General features: G+C 61.8%; 21 protein-coding genes. 12 read left to right on the top strand and 9 right to left on the bottom strand.

Annotated features, from left to right (window positions below):
* The first annotated feature begins 111 nt into the window (after window positions 1-111).
* The gene (locus B5526_RS21515; RefSeq protein WP_079541379.1) at window positions 112-3,483 is read left to right on the top strand and encodes a hybrid sensor histidine kinase/response regulator; all 3,372 of its coding nucleotides are present in this window, start codon (window positions 112-114) and stop codon (window positions 3,481-3,483) included.
* Window positions 3,473-4,402, top strand: a complete 930-nt coding sequence (locus B5526_RS21510) for a response regulator (RefSeq protein ID WP_079541377.1) — start codon at window positions 3,473-3,475, stop codon at window positions 4,400-4,402. The genes B5526_RS21515 and B5526_RS21510 overlap by 11 nt, the downstream gene beginning before the upstream one ends.
* A 98-nt stretch (window positions 4,403-4,500) precedes the next feature.
* Here the strand turns inward: B5526_RS21510 and B5526_RS21505 are convergent, their stop codons facing one another.
* The 3 genes from B5526_RS21505 to B5526_RS21495 form a co-directional block, all read right to left on the bottom strand.
* A complete protein-coding gene (locus B5526_RS21505; protein WP_079541375.1) occupies window positions 4,501-5,601 on the bottom strand; it encodes a DUF2336 domain-containing protein in 1,101 nt (366 codons plus the stop codon).
* A gap of 91 nt (window positions 5,602-5,692) precedes the next feature.
* Window positions 5,693-5,938 carry a PilZ domain-containing protein gene (locus B5526_RS21500; protein WP_079541373.1) on the bottom strand — a complete coding sequence of 82 codons (246 nt, stop codon included), beginning with the start codon at window positions 5,936-5,938 and terminating at the stop codon, window positions 5,693-5,695.
* 179 nt (window positions 5,939-6,117) lie between these two features.
* Window positions 6,118-6,948, bottom strand: a complete 831-nt coding sequence (locus B5526_RS21495) for a helix-turn-helix transcriptional regulator (protein ID WP_283807536.1) — start codon at window positions 6,946-6,948, stop codon at window positions 6,118-6,120.
* Window positions 6,949-7,161: 213 nt separating this feature from the next.
* Here B5526_RS21495 and B5526_RS21490 point away from each other — a divergent pair, with 213 nt between their 5' ends.
* The 3 genes from B5526_RS21490 to B5526_RS21480 are packed head-to-tail and all read left to right on the top strand — an operon-like array spanning window position 7,162 to window position 8,824.
* Window positions 7,162-7,386: a hypothetical protein gene (locus tag B5526_RS21490; protein ID WP_079541369.1), complete on the top strand. Its 225-nt coding sequence runs from the start codon at window positions 7,162-7,164 to the stop codon at window positions 7,384-7,386.
* Between the two features lie 30 nt (window positions 7,387-7,416).
* Complete coding sequence (locus B5526_RS21485) at window positions 7,417-7,737, top strand: PilZ domain-containing protein (protein WP_079541367.1); 321 nt, start codon at window positions 7,417-7,419, stop codon at window positions 7,735-7,737.
* 37 nt (window positions 7,738-7,774) lie between these two features.
* Complete coding sequence (locus B5526_RS21480; RefSeq protein WP_079541365.1) at window positions 7,775-8,824, top strand: HD-GYP domain-containing protein; 1,050 nt, start codon at window positions 7,775-7,777, stop codon at window positions 8,822-8,824.
* Between the two features lie 29 nt (window positions 8,825-8,853).
* Here B5526_RS21480 and B5526_RS21475 read toward each other — a convergent pair whose 3' ends face one another.
* Window positions 8,854-10,365, bottom strand: a complete 1,512-nt coding sequence (locus tag B5526_RS21475; protein WP_079541363.1) for a flavin-containing monooxygenase — start codon at window positions 10,363-10,365, stop codon at window positions 8,854-8,856.
* A gap of 92 nt (window positions 10,366-10,457) precedes the next feature.
* Entirely contained in the window at window positions 10,458-11,219 is a 762-nt protein-coding gene (locus B5526_RS21470; RefSeq protein ID WP_079541361.1) for a S1 family peptidase, read from the bottom strand.
* A 103-nt stretch (window positions 11,220-11,322) separates the two neighbouring features.
* Here B5526_RS21470 and B5526_RS21465 point away from each other — a divergent pair, with 103 nt between their 5' ends.
* From B5526_RS21465 to B5526_RS21435, 7 genes are all read left to right on the top strand, one after another.
* Window positions 11,323-11,958: an HAD-IA family hydrolase gene (locus B5526_RS21465; protein WP_079541359.1), complete on the top strand. Its 636-nt coding sequence runs from the start codon at window positions 11,323-11,325 to the stop codon at window positions 11,956-11,958.
* Between the two features lie 94 nt (window positions 11,959-12,052).
* Window positions 12,053-13,270, top strand: coding sequence for a T6SS phospholipase effector Tle1-like catalytic domain-containing protein (locus B5526_RS21460; RefSeq protein WP_079541357.1), 1,218 nt, complete (start codon window positions 12,053-12,055; stop codon window positions 13,268-13,270).
* A gap of 162 nt (window positions 13,271-13,432) precedes the next feature.
* Window positions 13,433-14,389, top strand: a complete 957-nt coding sequence (locus B5526_RS21455; RefSeq protein ID WP_244562021.1) for a Bug family tripartite tricarboxylate transporter substrate binding protein — start codon at window positions 13,433-13,435, stop codon at window positions 14,387-14,389.
* A 43-nt stretch (window positions 14,390-14,432) separates the two neighbouring features.
* A complete protein-coding gene (locus B5526_RS21450) occupies window positions 14,433-14,990 on the top strand; it encodes a tripartite tricarboxylate transporter TctB family protein (RefSeq protein WP_079541353.1) in 558 nt (185 codons plus the stop codon).
* Window positions 14,991-15,007: 17 nt separating this feature from the next.
* On the top strand, window positions 15,008-16,543 hold the full coding sequence (locus B5526_RS21445; protein ID WP_079541351.1) for a tripartite tricarboxylate transporter permease: 1,536 nt from the start codon (window positions 15,008-15,010) through the stop codon (window positions 16,541-16,543).
* 21 nt (window positions 16,544-16,564) lie between these two features.
* Window positions 16,565-17,395, top strand: a complete 831-nt coding sequence (locus B5526_RS21440) for a sugar phosphate isomerase/epimerase family protein (protein WP_079541349.1) — start codon at window positions 16,565-16,567, stop codon at window positions 17,393-17,395.
* A 30-nt stretch (window positions 17,396-17,425) separates the two neighbouring features.
* On the top strand, window positions 17,426-17,905 hold the full coding sequence (locus tag B5526_RS21435; protein WP_079541347.1) for a DoxX family protein: 480 nt from the start codon (window positions 17,426-17,428) through the stop codon (window positions 17,903-17,905).
* A 10-nt stretch (window positions 17,906-17,915) separates the two neighbouring features.
* Here the strand turns inward: B5526_RS21435 and B5526_RS21430 are convergent, their stop codons facing one another.
* The 4 genes from B5526_RS21430 to B5526_RS21415 form a co-directional block, all read right to left on the bottom strand.
* Window positions 17,916-19,970: a bifunctional aldolase/short-chain dehydrogenase gene (locus B5526_RS21430; protein WP_079541345.1), complete on the bottom strand. Its 2,055-nt coding sequence runs from the start codon at window positions 19,968-19,970 to the stop codon at window positions 17,916-17,918.
* A 19-nt stretch (window positions 19,971-19,989) separates the two neighbouring features.
* Window positions 19,990-21,099 carry an S-methyl-5-thioribose-1-phosphate isomerase gene (gene mtnA / locus B5526_RS21425; protein WP_079541343.1) on the bottom strand — a complete coding sequence of 370 codons (1,110 nt, stop codon included), beginning with the start codon at window positions 21,097-21,099 and terminating at the stop codon, window positions 19,990-19,992.
* Between the two features lie 24 nt (window positions 21,100-21,123).
* Complete coding sequence (locus B5526_RS21420; protein ID WP_079545168.1) at window positions 21,124-21,999, bottom strand: S-methyl-5'-thioadenosine phosphorylase; 876 nt, start codon at window positions 21,997-21,999, stop codon at window positions 21,124-21,126.
* A gap of 1,058 nt (window positions 22,000-23,057) precedes the next feature.
* Window positions 23,058-23,237 carry a rubredoxin gene (locus B5526_RS21415; RefSeq protein ID WP_079541341.1) on the bottom strand — a complete coding sequence of 60 codons (180 nt, stop codon included), beginning with the start codon at window positions 23,235-23,237 and terminating at the stop codon, window positions 23,058-23,060.
* Between the last annotated feature and the right edge of the window lie 143 nt (window positions 23,238-23,380).

The following is a 23,380-nucleotide window of genomic DNA, read 5'->3' as shown; positions in this document are numbered from 1 at the left end:
AATTGTGCAGTGCACAGATACGCAAGATCGCGTATATTGCACCGCAAAATAGCGACGTAGGTTTTGGTTTGGGGTTTTGCGGGCTGTCAGCTCGCGAGCGAGGAGTATTAAGTGGCAGGGCGGCAGCGGATAGACCGCGTCAGGCGCCAGTATAATCAGTGGGTTGCCAACCAGACGCTGGAAGACTACGCGCTGCGCTTCACAGCCAAGAGCGCGCGGCGCTGGTCCGCCGCCCGCGTCGCCAACACTGCCCTGGGCGCGATTTCATTCCTGGCCCTGGAGGCGATCGGCGGCACCATCACACTCAATTACGGGGTCACCAACGCCGCCGCGGCGATCCTGGTGGTCAGTGTCATCATCTTCTGCTGCGGCCTGCCGATCGCCTATCACGCCGCCAAATGCGGCATCGACATCGATCTTCTGACCCGCGGCGCCGGCTTCGGCTATATCGGCTCGACCATCACCTCGCTGATCTACGCCTCCTTCACCTTCATCTTCTTTGCGATCGAAGCGGTCATTCTCGCAACCGCACTCGAGATGTGCTTCGGGATTCCGCGCCCGATCGGCTATCTCATCAGCGCCGTCGTCATCATTCCCCTGGTCACGCACGGCATCACCTTGATCAGCCGCTTCCAATTGTGGACGCAGCCGGCCTGGATCATCCTTCACATCCTGCCCTTTGCGGCGATCGCCTACGCCAATCCGCACTCCTTCGCGGAGTGGCGAACATTCGCCGGAGAGCACGGCAGCCTTGACGGCCATCTCGACCTGCTGCTGTTCGGCACCGCAGCTTCGGTGGTGTTCTCGCTGGTGGCGCAGATCGGCGAGCAGGTCGACTTCCTGCGATTTCTGCCACGCGACCGGCGCACCTCAAGAACCTCGTGGTGGATCGCGCTGTTGAGCGCCGGACCCGGCTGGATCATCCTCGGCGCGCTCAAGCTGCTCGCCGGATCGTTCCTGGCGTACTTTGCCTTGAGCCATGGCGTTTCCGCCGAGCATGCCGCGGAACCCGCGCACATGTATCGCGAAGCGTTTCGCTACGTGCTGTCGCAGCCGGATCTCGCGTTGGCGCTGACCGGGACGTTTGTCATCCTCTCGCAGTTGAAGATCAACGTCACCAACGCCTATGCCGGTTCGATCGCCTGGTCGAATTTCTTTTCCCGCCTCACCCACAGCCATCCCGGCCGCGTGGTCTGGCTGGTCTTCAACGTGCTGGTCGCGCTCCTGTTGATGGAGATCGGGGTCTACAAGGCGCTGGAGCAGACGCTGGCGCTTTACTCCAACGTCGCCATCGCCTGGGTCGGCGCGCTGGTCGCCGATCTCGTGGTGAACCGGCCGCTCGGCCTGCGCCCACAACACATGGAGTTCAAGCGCGCCCATCTCTATGACATCAATCCGGTCGGCGTCGGCGCGATGACGACGGCCACCATCGTTTCCATCACGGCGTTCTATGGCGTGTTCGGACCGACAGCGAAGGCGCTGGCGCCGTTCGTCGCGCTGGTCGTGGCTTTTGTCACCGCGCCGCTGATCGCCTATGCCACCGACGGCAAATATTACATCGCGCGCAAGCCGAAGCGGAGCTGGCAAAACATCGAGGCGATCCAGTGCTGCATCTGCGAGCATTCATTTGAGCCCGAGGACACCGCGTCCTGTCCGGCTTACGCCGGCCCGATCTGTTCTCTGTGCTGTTCGCTCGACGCGCGCTGCCATGATCTCTGCAAGCCGCATGCGCGGATCCAGGCGCAGGTCGCAGACACGCTCGGCAAACTGCTGCCGCGACCGATCTACGCCCGCATCAATTCGCAGCTCGGACATTATCTCGGCGTGTTCGTGATTTCTGCCGGCCTGGTCGGGCTGACGCTCGGCCTGATCTATCTGCAGACCTCAGTGACGGCACACGCCGATAATCTGCTGGTGTCGGATGTGTTGTGGAAAGCATTTTTTGCGCTCACCATCATCATCGGCGTGGTGGCGTGGCTGTTCGTGCTGGCGCAGCAGAGCCGGCGCGCGGCGGAAGAGGAAACGCGGCGGCAAACCACGCTCTTGATCCAGGAAATCGACGCGCACAAGCGCACCGACGCCGAACTGCAGCGCGCCAAGGAAGTCGCCGAGTCCGCCAATCTGGCGAAGAGCCGGTATGTCGTCGGATTGAGCCATGAACTGCGCTCGCCACTGAACGCCATCTCCGGCTATGCGCAATTGCTGGAGCAGGATTCCAGCCTGCAGGCAAAACCGCGCGATCAGGTGCGCGTGGTCCGCCGCAGCGCCGACCATCTGTCGGGATTGATCGACGGCATTCTGGACATTTCGAAAATCGAGGCGGGCCGGCTTTATCTGTCGCGGGACGAAGTCCGCTTGAGCGAATTTCTCGATCAGCTGGTCGGCATGTTCCGTCTGCAGGCCGCCGCAAAAGGCATCGATTTTATCTTCAAGCGGCCACCGGTGCTGCCGGTCGTCGTCTACGCCGACGAAAAGCGCCTGCGCCAGATCCTGATCAACCTGTTGTCGAACGCCATAAAATTTACCCAAAGCGGCAGCCTGCAGTTCGTCGTGCATTACCGCAGCCCGGTTGCCGAGTTCGAAGTGATCGACACTGGCCCGGGAATTCAGGCGTCCGACCTCGAGCGCATCTTCGCGCCCTTCGAGCGCGGCGCCCTGGGCGTCTCGCAGCCGCAGACCGGAACCGGTCTTGGCCTGACGATCAGCCGGCTGCTTGCGGGCGTGATGGGCGGCGACATCAGGGTCACCTCTACGGTCGGAACCGGCAGCACCTTCCGGGTGAAGATCCTGCTCTCCGAAGTCACCAATCCGACGCGAATTGCGCCGGTCGATGCGCCGGTGTTCGGCTATCACGGCCCGCGCAAGACGATCCTGATCACCGACGACGATCCCGTCCACCGCGATCTCCTGCGCGAAGTGCTGACGCCGCTCGGTTTTATTCTACTGAGCGCGCCGGACGGCCCCGGCTGTCTGGCGCTATCGGCGCATTGCCGGCCGGATCTATTTCTTTTGGATATCTCGATGTCCGGCATGGACGGCTGGAAGGTTGCGGAGACGCTGCGCTCGACCGGCCATCATCAGGCCCGCATCCTGATGGTGTCGGCGAGCGCGCTGGAGGCGCATGGCGCGCCACTGGCGCAGCCGTTTCACGACGGCTATCTGATGAAGCCGATCGATATTCCCCGACTGTTGGAATTGATCCGCCAGCTTTTGAAGATCGAGTGGCAATATGAAAACGCCCAGATTGTCGTCCCGCACTGGGAGCCGGCCAATGGCTCACGGCCGCCGGTGAAGCATGTCGAGGAACTGATCGGCCTCGGGCAATTGGGTTACATTCGCGCGATCCAGCTCAAGCTCGACGAGATCGGTACCGATTACCCCGAACATACCGGCTTCGTTTCGCAAATGCGCTCGCTCATCGAGCGCTTCGATCTCGATCAGTACATGGCAACCCTGAAGACCCTGCACAGCTATGATCACTGAGCCAAAAAAACGCGACGTCGCGCTGATCGTCGATGATTCCCCGGAAACGCTGCGGCTTCTGACCGACGCGCTGGACGGCGCCGGCATGACGGTGATGGTGGCGATGGACGGCGCGGCAGCGATGCGGATCGTCGACCAGATCACGCCGGATATCATCCTGCTCGACGCCGTGATGCCCGGCATGGACGGCTTTGAAACCTGCCGGCGGCTCAAGCGCGACGCCGGCTTAAGCAATGTGCCGGTCATCTTCATGACCGGTCTCGCAGAGACCGAGCACATCGTGCACGGCCTGGAAGCGGGTGGCGTCGACTATGTGACAAAGCCCATCGTCATCGAGGAGATGCTGGCGCGGATCAGGGTTCATCTCGCCAATGCGCGGCTGACCCAGAGCGCGCGCGCGGCGCTCGATGTGTCGGGGCGGTTCCTGCTCGCCGTCAACCGGCACGGCAACATCATGTGGGCGACGCCGCAGGCGCAGAAATTATTGTCGGATAATCTCGCAAGCGGCGCGGGCGATGAGTTCGTGCTGCCCGAACCGATGTTGCAATGGCTCGAAGCGGCTCAAAAAGGCAAGACGGGATCGAAGGCGTCGGCGATGGCGTCATTCCCGGACAATGAGCAGCTTCGGCTGCAATATATGGGCAAGCTTGGGCCGAACGAATTCCTGCTGCGGCTGGCAAAGGATTCCAGCGCCAGCATCCCCGCGCAGTTTTCAAGCGAGCTCGGATTGACCACCCGCGAGGGCGAAGTGCTGTCCTGGCTGTCGAAGGGAAAAACCAACCGTGACATTGCCCAGATCCTGGGCCTAAGCCCGCGGACGGTGGACAAGCATCTCGAGCAAATCTACGCCAAGCTCGGCGTCGAGAACCGCACCGCGGCGGCTGCCATTGCCGCGAATGCGAGCCGGCGGAATTCGTAAAACACGTTACCGCCAAGCCGGTGTCCTCGCCGCGAAACTGTGCGTAGCCAGGTTGATCGGGCTTGGGAGCGGGCCGGACAACGCCGCGAAAGCTTATCTCATTGGGCATGGAGTTGAGGCAGGCGACGTTCACCGCAATCAAGCGCCGCTGCATGCTTGCGCGACAGGTATAGTCTCAGAATACTTTGCGATGTCTCGACGTTGAGGCCGGCATATTCCCGTTTCAAATCATCCAGGGCATGCGAAGTAATACGATGATCCGGCGCGCCCAGAAATAGCAGCGACATCGTGGTCTCCCACGAGAACTTGAGAGCCTTGGCGAGAATCAGCAGCACGTCTCTGTTTTTGTCGATCAGCGCCCGTTCAGCGACGTCGACAGGCAGCGAACACAACAAGGACAGTCCGACGGTTGCTTCCTCAAATCTGTGAGCTTGAGCGAATTCAAAAATCTTGTCCTCGTTCAGATTTCCGTCTTGATGCAGTCTTGCCACCAGCCTCTTGGCATCGAAATAGCTCTTTGACGCGGGTCCGAACTTCGAATGCAACGCGCCAGTGACGTCGGTCACCAGGCTTGCCACCTCGGGGCGCTCCCGTTCGATCTTTTTCCTGGTGTTCTCCGAAGCCTTTGCGATCAGCTGCTGGAACAGGTGCCTGGGAATGTCCTTGCGACGGCCGAGATGCTCGATGAGAATCGAATCACCCTCGGAGCGCTTGATCATGTGCAAAATGCCGAAATCCGAAAAGCGTGCACCGTTGTTGGTCGCTACCGAGTTCACGACCTCCCGGTTGCCTCGCGTCACGAGTACGTCGGTTACCTCTTCGACAAGAGATTTTCGCTTGGATATTGCGAGAAGATGCTGCTGGCTTTTCGATCTGGCATTGGCAACCAGTGCCCGGGCATCGAGACGTTCGGATTGCCGAAGGACAGGACCTGCGACGTCGATCGAATCGTCAAAGGCAAGTTTCTTGATAATGTTGACGGGCGCGTTGTCGGCCCGAGCAAGTCGCTTGGCGAGCTGGGCGCGGGCCGCGACTTCAATATCCTGCTCCAGACGCCCTATGATCTCACCGAACATCCAGATTTCGTCGTCAGTGTAGCTGCCGGTGATCAGTACATCGGTCGCGTACCACAACGCTCGCTCGCGGCTTTCGGCCGTTCCCCGTGAAACTGCGATATCCAGTTCCTGCAGAAAAGACATTTGCCTCGGTCGGTTGAAAGAAACTAGGTGCGGCTCCGAATAATTGTTCCCGCCTTCGGTAACTCAAGTACGTCGCGCAAATACGCGCTTGCTAAAATGCGACCCCAAGACGCCGTCCGGCGCTCCAGACGACGCGGCAACGCTTCTTGGTGCCGCCAAATACCAATTCAAATCGATTGGGCAGCTTGATCTGCGCCCAGACCTCAAGGCACGCCCCGCCAGGCGAATAATCGACAACCCTGCAATCAATAATCGGGTCCTTGGGACCAACGATTACCTTGGCCGCATCGGAAATCCGGCCTGTCGGCCGCACACGTGAGAACCGCCGCGGATACATCACTGCCTCCTAGACCTAAAGTCCGGCAGTGAGATTCGCAGATTGTTTTGAACAATTCGTTCAGCATTATAGTTATCGAAAGTACATCGGGCACGTCGGCAATCGGCGAAAATTCGCTGTCCTCATCCTGGGATAAAAACTGCTACGGAAATACCGGCGACCGCGGCGCGTGATCGCAGCTAACGGCACGGGTGCAGAACGACCAGCTTGAGCGTCGGGTCGGTCGCGGGGATCAAGGTCGTTTGATAAAACTTTAGCAAGCCGAGCTCGGGATGGTGGTAGGTCTTTTCGATCGCATCCCAGAACAGAACGCGCTGTTCCTTCCAAAATCGCTGAAAGTGCTCCGATTCCTCGCTCAGCTCGCGCACCAGATCGAGCATCTTCGGATCATCGATGTGCCTGCCGTAATCGGCCCGGAACAGCGCCAGAAGGCGGCGCGCCCGAAGCTCCCAATCGGGGACGAGCGTTCGCACATCCAAATCGAGGAACATATAACGCAGCAGGTTATTTTCCGGACCCTTCAGCCACCGCGGGAACAGGTTCGCCATTTCGTCATTCCAGGACAGCGGCGTCCAATATCCGTCGAGCACGCAGGCGGGGCAAGAAATGACATGCACGCAGCTCTCGAGTGTTTTGCGGGCGCGCTCATCGGCATGGTTCGAGCCATCGTTCTGGTCAACCCGCCGGGCCAATTCGAAGAGGTAAGCCCGCTCGGCGGGCGTCAACCGCAATACGTCGGCTATCCGACCAAGCGCCGCGCCGGAAGGGGTTACCTCTTTGCCCTGCTCCAGCCGCGTATACCAGGTCGAACTGATCGCGGCCATCTGGGCGACTTCTTCGCGCCGAAGACCCGATGTCCTTCGCCGTCGTTCGCCAAGCTGTTTTTCGCCCGCGGGTTCAGCGACCAACTCTCGATGCTTGCGTAAAAACTCGCCGAGCGCCTGTTGCCGCAGAGCAGAGTGTATCGTGGGATATTTTGTACCTCGGTAATTATCCTGAGAGTGTCCCAACTCCTCCCCCTGAGAGCCAACAATTACTGATCAGAAATTAGGCAATCAAAAAAATGGGCGACGTAGCCACCTAAAAGCAATTTACCGAACGTTGTAACTTAGAGAGCATTCTATGGGGATTGTCGAGGTTTACTTGTGAATTCGGCTGCCAGCCGGTGCTGTATACAACGCGAGGGCAATGACGCTCCCGCCACAGCTTTTTGGATTGCGATCGTGCAGAACGCCGATGGCTACTCTTTGTTCGATCGGCTCGACGCCGTACCGCATCGCGGTTCGGCGGAGCAGCAAATATTCTCGCTCAGGCAAGTGAATGATCCGTTCCCGAGCGAAGCGGATGGCGTGATTGAACGACAGATCGGCGTCTTCGATCGCGTCCTCGTTCAACTGATCGATAGAACAAAAGCCAGAGGTCGCGAGGCGCGCGCGGGGGGCGTCTAATACCGTTTTTGGGAAGTACGGATTGCAGACATGACCTATGGAGACAGAAAGAGCGAGCGTGTCGGTTTCGAACGCGGCATTCCCGTTCACATCATGGGGATCGACGGCACCTGGCGCCGGGAGTGCATGATGGTCGACGTCTCGCAAACCGGCGCGCGGCTGTGCTTCGACGGATCGCTTGAAGGATTGGATCTCAGGGAATTCTTCCTGCTGCTGTCGTCGACGGGTCTGGCGTTTCGCCGCTGTAAATTGGTGCGCGTCGCCGGCGATCAGATCGGCATCCAGTTTTTGGAGCGAGAGAAAAGCAAGAAAAAATCCCCGACACCGCCGCCAGCCGCCAAGGCCGTTTGAAATGAGCCGCCGCCGAGATCATTGAGACCAGCTATTCATGCCCGTCCATGTTATCGCTGATACCGCCCAAAAACTCGCGACCCTGCGCGCCATGCTGGATGGGCATCACGCGGTCACATCCGAATTGCTGAGCGGCACGAACAAACGATGCAGCGGGTCGGACGCCGTCGTCGTCACGGCAGATTTGCGGGTCGTCGAAAATATTGCGGCCCTGAAGGAAACGTTCGGAAAATTAGGCCACGTAGGTAAGCGGATTTTCCTGATCGATCAGAAAGAGCGCTTGTACACCGTCCAGGCCTATGCGCTGGGCGCGACGCGCGTGTTGATTAGTCCTGTCAAGCAGGCGAATTTGCTGGCCCAGCTTGTCGACCGCAAGCCTTGCGAGACCAGCCCGAAGGACGCCTTCGACGGAGCCCGTGAGGCCGCGCAAGCCGGTGCGATCGCGATCGGGGCGATGTTCTCCGCCGTGCTGAGCGGCAAACCCATCGACGTCAGGGGCGCGAAGGGCGCAGCCGGCGGCATCGCCGACAACATTGCCGAGGATGGCTTGTCGAGCTGGCTCGAGACCGTTCGTCGCCACCACGAAGGAACCTATCAACACTGCCTTTTGGTGACGGGAATAGCGGTCGACTTTGGCTTGAGTCTCGGTATGGCGAAGCGAGACATCGAGCGCCTGTATTCGGCTGCGATGTTTCACGACATAGGCAAGGCCAAAATCCCGCTCGCGATCCTCGATAAGCCAGGGCGCCTCGATGCCGAGGAGCGCGCGCAGATCGAAACCCATCCCGCGGCCGGGTATGATGTGCTGAGGGGGAACACCAGCATTTCCCCGGAGATCCTCGATGCGGTCCGCCATCATCATGAATTTCTCGATGGCAGCGGATATCCCGACGCGCTTTGTGACGCCAGCATTTCCGACATCGTTCGGGTATTGACCATTTCCGATATCTTCTCGGCCTTGATCGAGCAGCGGCCCTACAAGCCAACCATGCCGCGCGAACAGGCCTATGAAATCGTGCGTGGCATGCGCGGCAAACTCGAGATGCCGCTTGTCGCCGCATTCAGGGATGTGGCGCTCAATCGCTGAAGATCAGTGCGGGTCAGGCGGTCGGAGACTCAGTCATAGGCGAAGGCGGCATCGTCGAGATCGATCGCCGGGAATTCGTCCTTTTCCGCCCAATAGTCCTGGCTGTGCTGCCATTCCGGCTTGTCGCCGCGCTTGGGCAACAGATGCATGTCGCGCATCAGATAGCCGGGATTGAAATTTTCCGGATCGATCCAGGACGACAGCGGCATGTTTGAGTCCTGCAGCCGCAGCGCCGGCACGACCTTTCGCGCGCCCTTGCTCTTCATGTGCGCGAGCAGGCGGCAGACGAAATCCGCCACCAGATCGGTGCGCAGCGTCCAGCTGGCGCGGAAATATCCGAACACCCAGGCCATGTTCGGCACGCCCGTGAACATCATGCCGCGGTAGGTGACGGTCTCGGCGAAATCGAGCGGCGCGCCGTCGATTTCAAAGGCGATATCGCCGAGCACATTGAGATTAAACCCGGTCGCGGTGACGATGATGTCGGCATCCAGCGTCTTGCCGGATTTCAGCAGAATGCCTTCTTTCGTGAAGCGCTCGATCTCGTCGGTAACGACGGAAGCCTTGCCGCCCTTGATGGCCTGGAACAGATCGGCGTCGGGGACAAAGGCGATGCGCTGCCGCCACGGCCGGTAACTCGGCGTGAAATGCTTCCCAATCACTGCATCGGAATCGGGGCCGAGCGCCGCGCGAATGCCGCCGAGCAGTTCCTGCCTGACGATTTCGGGCTCGGTAAACGAGCGGCGGGTAAACGTATCCTGTTCGAACAGAATTTTCCGACGCACGATCTCGTGGATCCATTCCTCGCTGACCTGCAATTGCCGCAGCGTCTCGGCGAGTTCGATGGCGTTGCGGCCGGTGCGGAAGTAGGTCGGCGAACGCTGCAGCATGGTGACGTGGCCGCATTGGTCGGCGATCGCTGGAATGAGCGTCGCAGCCGTCGCGCCCGAGCCGATCACGACGACCTTCTTGCCCGCGAGATCCAGATGGTCCGGCCAGCGCTGTGGGTGCACGATGCGGCCTTTGAAGGTTTCCATCCCCCTCCATTCCGGCGTGTAGCCCTCCGAATGCCGGTAATAGCCCTGGCACATCCAGAGGAAATTCGCGGTCAATGTGAGTGCTTCGCCGGTGTCGGTGCGCTCCGCTTCGATGGTCCACAGATTGGTCGTGCTCGACCAGCTCGCCGAGGAAATCTGGTGGTGGTAGCGGATGTGTTTTTCGAGCCCGTTCTCGGTGATGACCTCGCCCATATAGGCGCGAATTTCCGCAGCCGTTGCGATCGGCGCACTGGTCCACGGCTTGAAGCGATAACCGAACGTATGGAGATCGCTGTCGGAGCGGATGCCGGGATAACGGTGGGTCAGCCAGGTACCGCCAAAGCTCTCCTGCGCCTCGAGCACGACGAAGCTCGTACCCGGGGACTGCGTGGTCAGGTGATAGGCGCTGCCGACGCCGGAAATACCGGCGCCCACGATCAAAACGTCAAAATGCTCGACCGGCGGCGAAGCGGAAGAGTTGCGGGCTGTTGCGAGGGCGTCCATATCTCCGGCTCTTTTCTTGATTGGCAATTTGTTGGGTTAAGTCTGTAGAGGTCAATCATGAGGTGCGCAATCCGCCAGATCAACCGCCAAACTCACAGCGCAGAACCCCATGTCCTCGCGGTCTGCAAAATCCAGTCGCGGTAAAGCGTGAGCGGCGTAACGCCGGTCAGGCCGCCGCAGCCCGCGCTGCCGTTCGGCCCTGTCGACCAGCTGATGACGCCGATGATGGCGGGGCCGCCCTGGCGGTCCTCGAACACCGGTCCACCGGAATCCCCGGTGCAGGCGCCGAGCCCGTCGCGGACGCCTTGCGTAAGCTGATCGACCAGCCTGATCTGCAACGTTCCGGGCTGGCCGGTCGCGACCAGGCTGGCGACGCGAATCGTCCCGCCGCTGGAGCCCTCGCCGCGGATGGTGACGCCGATACCGGCGATGGTGAAGCGGCTGCCGACGACAGTCGGGATTTGCGGCATGCCGACCGCCGCGGCGCTTTTCCCGTTTGGCGAAATTTCGAGTTGCAGCAATGCCACGTCGGCGGTGGCGCGATGCGCTGGGATCGCCTGCATGTTGAAGGCGGGGTGAATGGCGACGTTCTTGACGTCCTGCAAATGCGGCTGCTTGTCGGCGCCCGTTTCGACGAGTTTGTAGACCGCGCCGGGCTGAACGCAATGCGCCGCCGTCAACACGAGTTTTGGGGCGATCAAGGCGCCGCTACAGAAATTGCCGCGCGAGCCGACAATGGTGACGACGGAGCGGCCGATGCCCTCGGCAGAGGGCACCCCGCCGCCGACGATGGCGTGAGCGGGGGCAGCGCCGAGCAGCGCCAGGCTCGCAATCAATTGGATCAGGATTTTCATCGCGGCAGCAATAGCCCGCAACTGACGTATCGCCAAGGCGGGACTGGCTCCCGCCGGGACGCCGTGTTAGCCGTTTGCCAAAAGCGGGTCAGCACGGCAGGGAATGATGATCGAGGCAGTGATCTGGGATTTTGGCGGTGTGTTCACCACCTCACCCTTCGAGGCATTTGCGCGGTTCGAGCGCCAACGCGGACTGCCCGCCGATATCATCCGGCGCACCAACGCCGCCAATCATCTCGAAAATGCCTGGGCGAAATTCGAGCGCGCCGAGGTGGACATTGAAACTTTCGATCACCTGTTCGCCGCCGAATCGCTGGCGCTGGGTGCCGAGGTCCGCGGCAAGGACGTGCTGCCGCTGCTGTCGGGAGATTTGCGGCCCGAGATGGTCGAGGCGCTGCGGCGCGTCAAGGCAAAATTCAAGACCGGCTGCATCACCAATAATCTTCCCGCCAACGCGATCGGAAGCGCCAGCGGCCGGTCGCTCTATATCGCCGAGGTGATGGCGCTGTTCGATCACATCATCGAATCGGCAAAGATCGGCCTGAGAAAGCCCGACCCGCGCATCTACCGGATCATGGTCGAGGCGCTCGGCGTCGATCCCAAAGCTTGCGTCTATCTCGACGATCTCGGCGTCAACCTGAAGCCCGCGCGCGAGATGGGCATGACCACCATCAAGGTAGTCGACGCAACGCAAGCCATCGGCGAACTCGAAGCGGCCACGGGGCTGTCGCTGCGATAACTGCGCGCACCTCTCAATTACAGATTGAATTGCGATCGCCTTCTACCGTACGATAGAGGAGAAATTTCCTTCGCATGCGAACCGGGAGGGGACGATGCCGAAGAACATAGTCATTTGCTGCGACGGCACCGGCAACGAGATAAACTCGACGATATCGAACGTCCTAAAACTCTACCGGGCCCTCGAAAAAGACGAGGGTCAGCGGGTCTACTATCATCCAGGCGTCGGAACCATCGGCCTGCAAAGCACTTGGGGGCGCATCAAACAGAAGGTCCGCGGTGTCCTCGGTCTCGCCACCGGCAGCGGGTTGGATGAAGATACGCTCGATGCTTACCGCTTCCTGTGCGAGACCTATGAGGCCGGCGACCGGGTCTGGCTGTTCGGCTTCAGCCGCGGCGCCTACACCGTGCGCGTGCTCGCGGCCTTCGTTCACGTGATCGGATTGTTGCCGCCGGACCAGATCAATCTCGCCGGATATGCGTTCGCGACCTACAAAAACGCCAGCGCGAACAATCAGAGCGCCGACGCCAAGGCCCCTTCGTTTCTGGATGAAGCCTGGCACTTCAGCCGCGTCGCCGGCGGCTATGCCATCCCGATCGAGTTCGTCGGGGTATGGGATACGGTTGCCTCGGTGATCGTTCCTAGGCGCGACAAGCTGCTGCCTGATCTGCAAACATTGGTTTACACGCGGACCAATCCAAGCGTCAGGAAATTCCGGCAGGCGATCTCGATCGATGAGCGCCGTCGGATGTTTCGGCTCAATCGCTGGATCGACCCGCAAAAATATCGTTCCGATCCGTTCGATCCCGCAAGCGCAGTGGATCAGGATATCCGCCAGGTCTGGTTCGCCGGCGTGCATGCGGATGTCGGCGGCGGCTATCTGGAAGACCAAAGCGGCCTTTCGAAATTTCCGCTGTTGTGGATGATCGCGCAAGCCGAGGCGGCCGGACTTCGCATCGATAATTCCATGGTCAACCATCTGGGTTGGGGTCAGCCGAGACCACACAGCCACAAATATGTCGCTCCGGACGCGACCGCGCAGCTGCATGTTTCGCTGGAGGGCCCGTGGTGGATTCTGGAGGTTCTGCCGAAACAGGAGAAGTGGAAGGAATGGCCGGATCGCAAATGTGTTCTCGGCTTTTATTTGCCGCTCGCCGAACCCCGGCCGATCCCGGAGGGAGCCATCCTTCATCGCTCTGTCATCGAACGGATGGGCAAGGTCCCAGCTTATAAGCCGATCAATCTGCCGACGTCTTACGCCATCGAGGAGATGCCGCCCGCACCTGTCGCGGATGCCGCAGCGGGGCCCTGAAAGCCCGCATGCCAATCCGTAATAGGCTGCGCCAGGCGCATTTGCGCGGCTTGGCGGTTGCCCATACAATCCCGCGAAACAAGCCAACATGACGGAGGATGGCGCGTGGGGTATCGGGGCATTAAGGTTGCGGTTGTTCTCATCGCCGTTAGTTGCGGCTTGTTGGCTTTGCCGGCACGCGCGGCGGATTGGAAGCCGGTCCGGCCGATCAATTTGATCGTGCCTTGGGCCGCGGGCGGCTCGACCGACCAGATCACGAGGCTCGTCGCCGGCGAGATGGAGAAATCGCTCGGCCAGACCATCGTGATCATCAACCAGCCCGGCGCGTCCGGATCGATCGGCACGCGTAGCGCGCTGGAAGCCGCCAAGGACGGCTACACCTGGACCGCCGGCGCCGCGCAGGATCTCGGCGCCTATCAGACCTTGGGCTCGCTCGATACCTCGATCAAGGATTGGCACCTGTTCCTGAGCGTCGCCAATGTGCAGGTGATCGGCGTCAATGCGAAAGCGCCCTATCAAAGCGCCAAGGAATTGCTGGACGCGATGAAGGCGCAACCGGGCAAGATTTCGGTCGCGACCGCGGGCGTGACGTCGGCGGGCCACAACGCCATGGAATTGATCGCCAAGGTCACCGGCGTCAAATATCGCCACGTCACCTATGACGGCGGCAACCCCGCGGTGGTCGCAACCGTTTCCGGAGAGGCCGAGGTCACGACGCAACTCGCCGTCGAGCAGGCCGACATGATCCGCGGAAAAAGGCTGCGGCCGCTGGCAACCGTCAGCGACAAGCCGCTCGAACTCGAGGGTTTTGGCACCATCCCGCCTTTGTCGGAGACACTCCCCGGCTTCACCGCGCCGACCAATTATTTCGGCATCTTCATTCCCAAGGGAGTGCCCGACGAGGTGATTGCCACGGTCGAAAAGATCTGGATGGAGAACATCTCGAGCAGCGAGGCAGTGAAGAAGTACGCGACCTCCCGCGGCGCGCTGTTTGCGCCATCCTCGGGGGAAGCCGCGCAGAAGGCGGTATTCCCGGCCGTGCAAGCCAACGCCTGGCTGTTGTTCGATACCGGCAAGGCCAAGGTCTCGCCGGATACGGTGGGCATTCCCAAACCTTGAAGCGCGTGCGTGAGTCCGCCGATCCGAACTGAAAGTCAGATCAATGTCCTCGCATGAACAGGCTGCGCCGGCATCGTCATCCGACGAGCAGCAGGCGCTCGCCAGTCTGCGCGGCGATTTCCTGTCCGCGATCGGCTGGCTGGCATTAGGCGTAGCGATCCTAATCGGATCGGTAATGATGGACCGGCTCGAGAACCAGGACATCAACCCGTACACCATCCCCGGGCTGCTTCCGGGATTATTGGGGATCGCCATGACGATCCTCGGTGCGCTGCTGGCTGCGCGCAGTTGGCGCCCCCATCTGTTCGCATCCACCGCCAACAGGACACCGGTCGATCGCGCCGAACAAAAGCGTCTTGTGCTGGTGCTCGGATTATGCCTCGCCTTTGGCGTGGGGTTGGTCGGGCACGGCCTGCCGTTCTGGCTCGCCGCCGCCATTTTTGTCACGGCTGCGATTCTCTTGCTGCAGCGTCGGCAGGAGCAATCAGACGGCCGGACATCGAGCCTGCGCAAATTCATCACTGCCGCGGCGATCGGTCTCGGCGCCGGCATCGTCATCACCATCGTGTTCCAGGAGATTTTCCTGGTTCGCCTGCCCTGACCGGTCCGGATCCCGTCATGCTCTCCGGTCTTTCCGAACTCGGTCAAGCCTATCTGAGCATTCTCAATGTCTATTCGCTGGCCTATGGGCTGGGTGGCGCGTTGCTCGGCATCATCGTCGGCTGCCTGCCGGGCCTTTCCGCCACGCTTTGCATCGCATTGCTGACGACGCTGACCATCAAGATGGCGCCGAACGACGCCATCCTGATCCTGATCTGCTCCTATGTCGGAACGCTCTATGGCGGATCGCGCACCGCGATCCTGCTCAACATCCCCGGCACCGCGGCCAACGCCGCCTCCTGCGCCGACGGCCATGCGCTGGCCCTGCGTGGCGAAGCCGGCCGCGCCATCGGCATTGCGACATCGGGCGCTTTCAGCGGCACGCTGTTCGGCGTGTTGTGCCTCGCGGCGTTCACGCCGTTGCTCGCCGAGGTCTCGCTGTCGTTCGGCGCTTACGAATTCTTCTGGCTCGCGCTGCTCGGGGTTGCGATGTCCGGCAGCATTGTCGGCAACGATCCGCTCAAGGGATGGCTGATGGGTACGCTCGGCCTGTTCGTCGCGCAGATCGGCCAGGAAGGCCTCTACGCCTATGATCGATTTACCTTTGGCTGGAACCAGCTCTCCGGCGGCATTTCGCTGATCCCGGCGCTGGTCGGCGCCTTCGGCTTTGCCGAAGTCCTGACCACCCTCGCCGATCCCGCTGAACGGCAAATGGTCGAGATGCGCGACTCCGTGCTGCCGCGGTTTCGCGAAGTCGCGCAATACTGGCGCACCGTGCTGCGTTCGGGCTTGATCGGCGTCCTGACCGGCCTGATGCCGGGCGTTGGCGAGGATGCCGGCGCCTGGATGTCCTATGCCGCGGCGAAGGCCGTCAGCAAGGAACGGGAGCAGTTCGGCAAGGGATCGATCGATGGCCTGATGGCGGCCGAGACCGGCGACATGTCCTCGATCCCCGGCCACATTATTCCGGCGCTCGCCTTGGGAATTCCGGGATCGGCGCCATCGGCGGTATTGATGGCGGCGATGATCATCCACGGCATTCAGCCCGGGCCGATGCTGATGATCGAACATCCGCAATTCATCTACGACGTGGTGGCGATGACGTCGCTCGCAACCGTCAGCATCCTGGTGTTCGGGCTGTTTTTGATAAAACCGCTGCTGCTGGTGCTCAAGATCAGGCGCACCGTGCTGATGCCCATCATCTTCCTTCTGTGCACCGTCGGCGCGTTCGCCAGCGCCTCGCGGCTGTTCGACATCTATTGCATGATCGCGATCGGCATCGGCGCGTTCTTCCTGCGCCGGCGCGGCTATCAGATGGCGCCATTCGTGCTTGGCCTCGTGCTCGGCGGCCTCCTGGACAAGAGCCTGCGCCGGGGCCTGGTGCTGTCCGACGGCAGCCTGGTGCCGTTCTTCACCCGGCCGATCAGCATCGGTTTTGCAACGGTGACGATCCTGATCCTGTTGCTCTATATTCCCGCGTTCAAGTCGCTGGTTGCGTCCGTCACGGGCGCGATCGGACGACAGTTCCGGCGGGTTACTTCCCGGCATGCGTGAGGCAAATCGGAGTTTTTGAGAATGCGGATCGCCTTGTGCAACGAGGTTCTGGCCGGCATGGCGCTGGAACGGCAATGCGAATATGCCGCCCGTCTCGGCTATGATGGCCTCGAGATCGCGCCTTTCACGCTGAGCGAAGCGCCGGAGAAGATCTCGAGCGCGGAGGCCACAAAAATCCGTGCCACCGTCGAGGCTTCCGGCCTCGTCGTCACCGGGTTGCATTGGCTGCTGGTCAAGCCGGAAGGGCTGTCGCTGACCGACCCGGATGAAACGGTGCGCGCCCGCACGCTGGAAGTGATGATCCATCTCACCGGCCTTTGCGCGGAACTCGGCGGCGCAGTCCTCGTGCATGGCTCGCCCAAACAGCGCCAGATTGCGCCGGGAGAAACCCATGCCGCCGCACTGGCCCGGCTGCGCGATGCGCTGGCGCAAGTTGCGCTGGCTGCGGCGCGGGCCGGTGTCATCTATTGCATCGAGCCGCTCTCGCGACAGGAGACCGCCCTGGTCAATACCGTTGCGGAGGCCGCTGAGCTCGTGCGTTCGATCGATCACCCCAATTTGCGAACCATGATCGATTGCAGCGCCGCCGGCCTCACCGAAACCGATCCCGTGCCAGCGCTGATCGACCGCTGGCTTCCGACCGGCCTGATCGCGCATTTGCAGGTCAACGACCCGAACCGGCGCGGCCCAGGCCAGGGCGAGATGAAATTCGCGCCGATCCTCGCCGCGCTGAAGCGGCACAATTATGCCGGCACCATCGCGGTGGAACCGTTCGACTATTCGCCCGACGGCCCCGGCGTCGCCGCCTTTTCCGCCGGATTTTTGCGCGGCCTTCTCGAGGCTTCCGGCTGAATGGCGGGCTGACTTGAAACGGGGGAACAGATGAGTATCGACCAACCCAGGGATGAGCGTGTATCCTCCACTTTCGCCGCGCTGTTCGATAACCCCACGCTCGACACGGCCTATGCGCCCTACGGCATCTTTCTTTTGCGCGCGGCAATCGGAGTAGACTGGATCGTGCACGCGTTCCTGAAAACCTGGCGCGGCATGAATACCCATGAGGCGCTGCTGGCGAAGAACGGCATCACGCCCCTCCTCGCCTGGCCGACCTTCAGCCTGGAACTGATCGGCGGCTGCGCCATCCTGCTCGGCTGGTACACCCGCCAATGGACGGCGCTCCTTTTGGTGTTCCTAGCGGTCGTGGTGTGGGTCAAATGGCCGGTGGGCTGGCTCTATTCCAACACCGGCGGCGGCTGGGAATACCCATTGTTCTGGCTGATCGCCCAGGCCGCACTGATGCTGGCCGGCAGCGGCGCGTTCGCGCTGCAAGCAACTCCGGGACTGAAACAAACCAAACACTGACTTTACATGATCACCGCAGCGCGGCGGCGATGTTGCCGCCGTCGACGGTGGTGACATCAGCGGTGGTCTTCAGCGCCAGCGCCTGCGCCAAAAATGCCTGCGCGACGTCTTCGGCTTCGACTTCCCGGCCAAGCAGATTGCCGCGCATGTAAGTCTCTTCGGTGACGCCGCGCATTTTTGAGCGCGACGCGATCATCTCTTCCGTCAAGAGCCCGGAGCGGACGCGGTCCGCATTGACGGCATTGGCGCGAATGCCGTCGCCACCATATTCGAGCGCGTATTGCCGCACCAGAAACAGGGTCGCCGCCTTCGGCAGGCCATAGGGGCCGAAATCGGGACCGGGATTGACCGCCTGTTTGGAAACGTTGAACAACAGGCAGCCCCCGGTGCCCTGCGCCCGCATGATCTTGACCGCGGCCTGCGCCACGCGCTGGTGGCCATAAAAGTTCAATTCAAAACTCTCGCGCAGCACCGCTTCGTCGACCTCGCCGATCCGGCCCTGCCAGGCGGCGCCGGCATTGGACACCGCGATATCGACTCCGCCGAAAGCAGCGGCGACAACCGCGAACGCAGCCTTGACCGATGCCGCGTCGGTGACGTCGCATCGGACACCAAGCGCCGCACCGCCAATCACCTTGGCTTTGGCCTGCGCGGCCGCCTCGTCGACATCGAGCAGCGCCACTTCGGCGCCGGCCGCCGCGAAGGCTTTTGCGGTGGCAAAACCGATCGCACCGGCGGCGCCGGTGACGACGGCGACCTGTCCGGCGAGCGGCGGCTCCTTGGCGTTGCCGAGCTTTGCCTGCTCGAGCGACCAATATTCGACGTCGAACAGATCGGCCTCCGGCAGCGGCTCGAAGCGGCCGACGGCTTCCGCATGGGTAATGGTTTCGATCGCGGCTTCCATCAGATCGGCAGCAACTTTTGCATCCTTCTTGCTGCGGCCGAGGCCGAACAGCCCTACCCCGGGCACCAGCACCACGCGCGGCGAGGGATCGAGCATGGTCTTGATGCCGCCGACGCGCGCGTTATTGCCTGCAAAATAGCTTTTGTAGGTTTCGCCGTAAGCGGCAACCGCATCGCGGACCGACTTATCGAAAGCGGCGAGGCCGCCATCCTCGGGCGCCGCAACCGCGAGCGGGCGATTCTTGATGCGGATATTGTGGTCCGGCGTCACCACGCCGGCCTGACCGTAGCGCGCAACCTCGGCGCCGTTGACAAAATTCATCACCGCTTCGTTGCCGCGAAAATCGAGCACGAAGCGCTTCCAGGCGCCGTCGATCTTGCCGTCCGGCAGGCTGCAGGCGCCGCGAATGATCGGCGCGACGTCGGCGAGGCGCGCCGGCCGCGCCGGGAGTTTTGCGCCCACAAAGGCCGGCTTGCGCTGCCTCGCCAGCCGCTCTTCCGCCAAACTCACCAGAGCGATCATGCGCTCATAGGCCTGCCGCGCATCGGCGCCGAAACTGAAGATACCGTGCTTGACCAGGACCAATCCTTCCACCGAAGGATTGGCGTCGAACATTTGCGCAGCCAGCTTGGCCAGGCCAAAGCCGGGCATCAGATAGGGCACATAGCCGACGCGCGCGCCAAAAACCTCGCGGCAGAGCGCCTCGCCGTCGGGCTGATCGGTGAGCGCGAGCACCGCGGTGGAATGGGTGTGGTCGATGAATTTGTGCGGGATGAAGGCGTGCAACAGCGCCTCGACGGACGGATTCGGCGCCGCCGGATCGATCAGATTGGCGCGCTGCAGCCGCACCATCTCCTCGTCGGAAAGCTTTTCGCGCTCACGAAGTTTTAACAGCGGCTTGAGCCGCACCGCCGGCAGGCCGGCGGGCTCGATCGTGCCCATGTCCCAACCCGAACCCTTGACACAGAGCACGTCGACCTCTTCCCCGTTGAGATCGGAAAGCCGCGTCTTCACCGACGTGTTGCCGCCGCCATGCAGCACCAGCCGCGGATCCTGCCCCAACAGACGCGTGGTATAGACCCGGAGCGCCAGGTCGCGGCCGAGATTGTCGTAGCGGGCAACGGCGGCTTCCGCGTCGCGATCGATCCAGGCGCTCTGCATGAAGATTGTCTTCCCTCTGCTATTCGGCCGCGGCCGCGATCCGCTCCGGGAAGGCGGCCGACAGCGCGGCGCGATCGGCCTTTAGCACGCCGCGCTCGGTGATCAAGCCCGTCACCAATCGAGCCGGCGTGACATCGAAGCCGTAATTCGCAACCGGCGAATTGTCAGGCACGATCCGCACCGTCTCGATCCGTCCGTCCGCAGTCCGCCCGGTCATGGTCGCGACTTCCTCGGCGGCGCGCTGTTCGATCGGAATTTCCGCAATTCCGTCATCGACGCTGAAATCGATGGTCGGCGACGGCAGCGCCACATAGAACGGCACGCCATTGTCATGCGCGGCGAGCGCCTTCAGATAGGTGCCGATCTTGTTGCAGACATCGCCGCTCGCGGTCACCCGGTCGGTGCCGACGATCACGAGGTCGACCATTCTGTGCTGCATCAGATGGCCGCCGGTGTTGTCGGGGATCACCGTATGCGCCACGCCGTGATGGCCGAGCTCCCAGGCGGTGAGCGAAGCGCCCTGATTGCGCGGGCGGGTCTCGTCGACCCAGACATGGATCGCCTGACCGCGGTCATGCGCGAGATAAATCGGCGCCGTCGCCGTGCCCCAATCCACCGTTGCGAGCCAGCCGGCGTTGCAATGGGTCAGCACATTGACGCGCTCGCCCGGCTTTTTCGTCGCCGCGATCTTTTCGATCAGCGCGAGACCGTGCTGGCCGATACCTCGGTTGATCGCGACGTCGTCCTCGGCAATCTCGGCGGCGCGGGAATAGGCCGCGGCCGCCCGATCGGGCGATGACAATGGCCGCAGCATCGAGCGCATCTCCTCCAGCGCCCATTTCAAATTGATCGCGGTCGGCCGTGTCGCAATCAGCATGGAGTAGGCCCGGTCGAGCGCGGCGTCGGAGCTATCTGCCCGCATCGCCAGCGCCACCCCATAGGCTGCGGTGGCGCCGATCAATGGCGCGCCGCGCACCAGCATGGAGCGGATCGCATCGGCTGCGTCTGCGCACCCTGTCAATTGCGCAACGACAAACTGATGCGGCAGCCGCCGCTGGTCGATCGCGCTGACCGTATGGCCGTCCGGCTCGAGCCAGATGCTGCGGATGTGCCTGCCGTCTACCTTCATGACCCACCCTTCAAGAATTCAAGTTTACGCCCGCAGCACCCGTCCCGCCACCGCATCGAGCGTTTTCAGAAGTTCCGGGTCGCGCGCTTCGGGGGCGGTGATGACAGCGGTGTCGAGCGCGCGGTCGGAGCCGATCGGGCACGGCTCGTGTTCTCTCGGAAAATCCCTGGCGAGACGCCCGACCAGTCCCTTCGCCCTGTCGGCATTTTGCGTCAACACCTTGATGATGTCCTGCACCGTGACGGCATCATGGCCGGGATGCCAGCAATCGAAATCGGTCACCATGGCAACGGTGGCGTAACAGATCTCCGCTTCGCGGGCGAGTTTTGCCTCGGGCATGTTGGTCATGCCGATCACGGAATAGCCGAGATTTTTATAAGTCATGCTTTCGGCGTAGCTGGAGAATTGCGGACCTTCCATGCAGACATACGTGCCACCCTGCGCGAACGCGATGCCTTCGGCTTCGGCGGCGGCGGCAAGATGGACGGGCAGACGCGGCGACACCGGATGCGCCATGGAAACATGGGCGACGCAGCCTCTGCCGAAGAACGAAGATTCGCGCTTGTGGGTGCGGTCGACGAACTGGTCGACCAGCACAAACGTGCCGGGCGGCAATTCCTCTTTGAACGAGCCGCAGGCCGACAACGAGATCAAATCGGTGACGCCTGCCCGCTTCAGCGCGTCGATATTGGCGCGGTAATTGATGTCGGACGGCGACAGAGCATGGCCCTTGCCGTGGCGCGGCAGAAACACGATCGGCAGGCCCGCGATGGTGCCGTGGCGGACGGGTGCCGAGGGCTCGCCCCACGGGCTCCTGATCGCCTCCTCGCGCACATTTTCCAATCCCGGCAGGTCGTAAATGCCGGAGCCACCGATGATGCCAAGCACTGCCTTCGTCATGAATTTTCCTTCGCGATCCCTACCGCTGCTCAGCATGCCGGCGAAGCGCGACACCGGTGTTACGCGCTATCCTAATGGGGGAGTGGATGGCGAACAAGAACGCTTCGCCTCACGAGATTAACGCGGCGCTACTCCGCCAACGGTCGTCATACCCCGCCACCGGGTCTCGCCTTCGGCGAGCCCGATGACAGGCTTCGTCGGGGTATCCAGTACGCGGCGGCCTCTCCGTTCATCACTGCCGCCTCTGGAATACTGGATCGTCCCGCCGGAGCCTGTCATCGGGCGCGCGTTCGCGCGACCCGTTGGCTCTTCGCAATGACGGCTGGATAGGTCTTCGACGGTTGGATGCGACTTCGCGCTCCCGCGGCGCAATGCGTCCGAGTTGTGCTGAATTCTCCGCCCCCGAGGGCGTGGGGAATGCCGGGCGCCGATGCACCCGCAGCCGCGCGTGTAGTGTAGTAAACACGCGCGTTAGTCACCACAGGTCCACCGGAACAACCCGGCATTCCCGCACGCAATGGTTTTAACGGCTTACTTCGTGCTCTCCCCGGTGACCGGGCTCTTTTGCCACCGTCGCTCGCAACGTTACCGCCGCGAACTTGACACCAGCGTCGGGGTGTCAGGACCACACGACTTCGCCGTCCGCCTTCGTGCCGTTCGTCAATGGCACTATCAGCGTCCACCGCATCCCATCCCGCGTTCGTGACGACCGCGAAGCGCCCCTCTGTGGGACGAGACGGTGATGGATATACGAGTGATTTGGGTGAGCTGCGAAGCGGAATATTTTTGCAAAGGGGGCTGGACAGCAATTTAGTGATTTGCCCGTCGGGCAAATCACTACCGCGACGTTCGCTCTCTCCCCGTCATTGCCTGCGACAAACGCGAAGCGTTTGCGCAAGGGAGCAACGCGACGAAGCAATCCAGCTTTCATTCCGCAGAGAAAAAGCTGGATTGTTTCGCGGAGCCTGTCATCGGGCGCGCGTTCGCGCGACCCGTTGGCTCGCAATGACGATTCAGCGTGCCATGGGTCCCTGCTTTCGCAGGGACGACGACGGATTCTACAATTCCACCATATCAAAATCGCTCTTGGCGGTGCCGCATACCGGACATACCCAGTCGTCGGGAATCTCGGCCCATCTTGTGCCCGGCGCGAGGCCTTCGTCGGGGTCGCCCTTTTCCTCATCATAGATGTAGCCGCAGGTCCGGCACTGCCAGGATTTATAGGGCGCGTCGTTCATCGGGATCGTCCGTGTTGCGGCGTGGGGTGACGTTATCGCAACTGTTGGACGTATGGCAATGAAGGGTTGGCCGCGAATGTCGCTCTTTCGCCGTCGCTCTTCGAGCTACCGCGGACAAGTCGCGGAGCCTGTCATCGGGCGGC

The organism is Bradyrhizobium lablabi, from assembly GCF_900141755.1.
Taxonomy (GTDB): Bacteria; Pseudomonadota; Alphaproteobacteria; order Rhizobiales; family Xanthobacteraceae; genus Bradyrhizobium; species Bradyrhizobium lablabi_A.
This window is presented reverse-complemented; position numbering and strand designations above follow the sequence as displayed.

Excerpts from the sequence above, each read along its gene's own strand:
- B5526_RS21440 (WP_079541349.1), top strand. The coding sequence starts at position 16,565 with ATGCGGATCGCCTTGTGCAACGAGGTTCTGGCCGGCATGGCGCTGGAA.
- B5526_RS21445 (WP_079541351.1), top strand. The coding sequence starts at position 15,008 with ATGCTCTCCGGTCTTTCCGAACTCGGTCAAGCCTATCTGAGCATTCTC.
- B5526_RS21420 (WP_079545168.1), bottom strand. The coding sequence starts at position 21,999 with ATGACGAAGGCAGTGCTTGGCATCATCGGTGGCTCCGGCATTTACGAC.
- B5526_RS21465 (WP_079541359.1), top strand. The coding sequence starts at position 11,323 with ATGATGATCGAGGCAGTGATCTGGGATTTTGGCGGTGTGTTCACCACC.
- B5526_RS21435 (WP_079541347.1), top strand. The coding sequence starts at position 17,426 with ATGAGTATCGACCAACCCAGGGATGAGCGTGTATCCTCCACTTTCGCC.
- B5526_RS21505 (WP_079541375.1), bottom strand. The coding sequence starts at position 5,601 with ATGTCTTTTCTGCAGGAACTGGATATCGCAGTTTCACGGGGAACGGCC.
- B5526_RS21415 (WP_079541341.1), bottom strand. The coding sequence starts at position 23,237 with ATGAACGACGCGCCCTATAAATCCTGGCAGTGCCGGACCTGCGGCTAC.
- B5526_RS21500 (WP_079541373.1), bottom strand. The coding sequence starts at position 5,938 with ATGTATCCGCGGCGGTTCTCACGTGTGCGGCCGACAGGCCGGATTTCC.
- mtnA (WP_079541343.1), bottom strand. The coding sequence starts at position 21,099 with ATGAAGGTAGACGGCAGGCACATCCGCAGCATCTGGCTCGAGCCGGAC.
- B5526_RS21475 (WP_079541363.1), bottom strand. The coding sequence starts at position 10,365 with ATGGACGCCCTCGCAACAGCCCGCAACTCTTCCGCTTCGCCGCCGGTC.
- B5526_RS21450 (WP_079541353.1), top strand. The coding sequence starts at position 14,433 with ATGTCCTCGCATGAACAGGCTGCGCCGGCATCGTCATCCGACGAGCAG.
- B5526_RS21480 (WP_079541365.1), top strand. The coding sequence starts at position 7,775 with ATGCCCGTCCATGTTATCGCTGATACCGCCCAAAAACTCGCGACCCTG.
- B5526_RS21460 (WP_079541357.1), top strand. The coding sequence starts at position 12,053 with ATGCCGAAGAACATAGTCATTTGCTGCGACGGCACCGGCAACGAGATA.
- B5526_RS21470 (WP_079541361.1), bottom strand. The coding sequence starts at position 11,219 with ATGAAAATCCTGATCCAATTGATTGCGAGCCTGGCGCTGCTCGGCGCT.
- B5526_RS21510 (WP_079541377.1), top strand. The coding sequence starts at position 3,473 with ATGATCACTGAGCCAAAAAAACGCGACGTCGCGCTGATCGTCGATGAT.
- B5526_RS21485 (WP_079541367.1), top strand. The coding sequence starts at position 7,417 with ATGACCTATGGAGACAGAAAGAGCGAGCGTGTCGGTTTCGAACGCGGC.
- B5526_RS21430 (WP_079541345.1), bottom strand. The coding sequence starts at position 19,970 with ATGCAGAGCGCCTGGATCGATCGCGACGCGGAAGCCGCCGTTGCCCGC.